The following is a 1,652-nucleotide window of genomic DNA, read 5'->3' as shown; positions in this document are numbered from 1 at the left end:
GCCTTGAGGTATGCCCCCAAATGCACTGCCAATCGTGGCTACCCCCTCGAAATGAAAGGTTGACTGTATCGCTGTAGCTACTGCCATTGCGACTAATGGGCCAGGTACCCGTTTGAGTCCGGGAATTCTGGACGCGGTTGTGACCAGCAAAAGACTAAGTACCGCCAGCAGGGTCGTGGCCATGTGAAGATCCGGGAGCGCCTGGAGCAAATGCCAGATCTTTTCATGGAAATGCTCTCCACTGATCTTCGGTAAACCGAAAAAGTCTTTCCACTGTCCGACCCAGATGATCACGCCGATGCCCGCAGTGAATCCGACTATCACCGGGTCAGGGATAAACTTGATGATTGCACCGAGGCGGGCCATCCCCAGCAATAACAACATGACCCCCGCCATCATCGTGGCGATTTGCAGACCGTCAACACCATGCTTGGCCGTGACCCCCGCCAGAATCACGATGAACGCACCTGTCGGCCCGGCAATCTGCAAGCGGCTTCCGCCAAAGAGTGAAACCAGCAGACCACCGATGATTGCGGTGTAGATGCCTTGCTCAGGTTTGACGCCAGATGCAATGGCAAACGCCATTGCAAGGGGGAGCGCCACGACCCCGACGATCACGCCAGACACCAAATTGCGGAGCCAATGCTCTCGCCCCAACAACCCCGCCTTCCATGCCTCACCTATTGCAATCATGGCTAGCTCCTCAGTGGATGCATGTGCATAATATTAACATACAGTGATAATTGAAATGCCCTTGATCCACCGCTTCGTGCGGCTGGAGATGTTTATAGTGAAAGTTCAGATGGAGCTGGGCGGGCATGCACTGCAAATAGAGAATCTTGAGAGCGCGCGTAGCGTGGTGACTGACATGAATCGTAAAACTGTGAAAAGCAAACACGCCGAAGGCGTGACCTTTGACACCCATGTGATCGCGAATCCGACCAACCCCAAGGAGTGGATCGTGTTCTTCAAGAAGGACGCCGGGAGAAGTTATTTCCTGGTTGATGACAACGAGGAAGTGGAGTCTTTCGGGCATCTGGATGACCTGATCGCCGAGCTTCGAGACTTGGGCCTCAAGACCGCTGAAATCCATTTCTAAAAATCAATGCCTTTCTGGTAGTGCCCATATCGCACACCCTGCTTACTCCCGTCTCAAGCCAATTCGCCAAAATTTCCGTCATGAAGGCAATGCTGTTCAGTCAAGGAAATTGTAGGAGCGAGCTTGCTCCTACAGAGGACCACATTCGCTTAACTGAACAGCATTACGTCATGAAGGGGGCTTTTCGACCGCCCGAATCAGCGCTACTGTAAACATCACTACAAAAAACTAGCGAACTCTACATGTTAAACTGGCTAGCGTTGATTCTTGGCTTACCGACAGCGAATGCCACCGAGCGCATGCGCGCTTGGCGTGCACTGAAAGCTGCTGGTGCAGCGGTTCTGCGTGATGGTGCCTATCTGCTGCCTGATACCGGTGTCTGTCGTGAAGCGCTCGCAGCTGTCGAACGGGACATCCTGGCCATCAATGGCACCGCATTTATCCTGCCTGTCATGGATCCTGACGGTGAGCGTTTTGTCGGGTTGTTCGACCGCAGCGAGGACTACGGCAAGCTACACGCAGAGTTCGAAGAATGCCGTGGGCAGCTCTATCC

3 protein-coding genes are annotated in these 1,652 nt (G+C 53.6%); 2 read left to right on the top strand and 1 reads right to left on the bottom strand.

Annotated features, from left to right (window positions below; genetic code table 11):
- On the bottom strand, positions 1-693 hold a 693-nt coding region (locus tag AC1DVH_RS30785; protein WP_477756969.1), incomplete at its 3' end, for a SulP family inorganic anion transporter.
- Positions 694-868: 175 nt separating this feature from the next.
- Here AC1DVH_RS30785 and AC1DVH_RS30780 point away from each other — a divergent pair.
- Both AC1DVH_RS30780 and AC1DVH_RS30775 read left to right on the top strand, forming a co-directional pair.
- Positions 869-1,099 (top strand): hypothetical protein, encoded by a 231-nt coding sequence (locus tag AC1DVH_RS30780; RefSeq protein WP_046043128.1) that lies wholly within the window; start codon positions 869-871, stop codon positions 1,097-1,099.
- A 242-nt stretch (positions 1,100-1,341) separates the two neighbouring features.
- A partial coding sequence (locus AC1DVH_RS30775) for a Chromate resistance protein ChrB (protein ID WP_477756968.1) occupies positions 1,342-1,652 on the top strand: 311 nt, incomplete at its 3' end.

The organism is Pseudomonas sp. P4_C3 (genome assembly GCF_056402075.1).
Note: the sequence above shows the minus strand (reverse complement) of the source record. Positions and strands in the feature narration are given on the sequence as shown.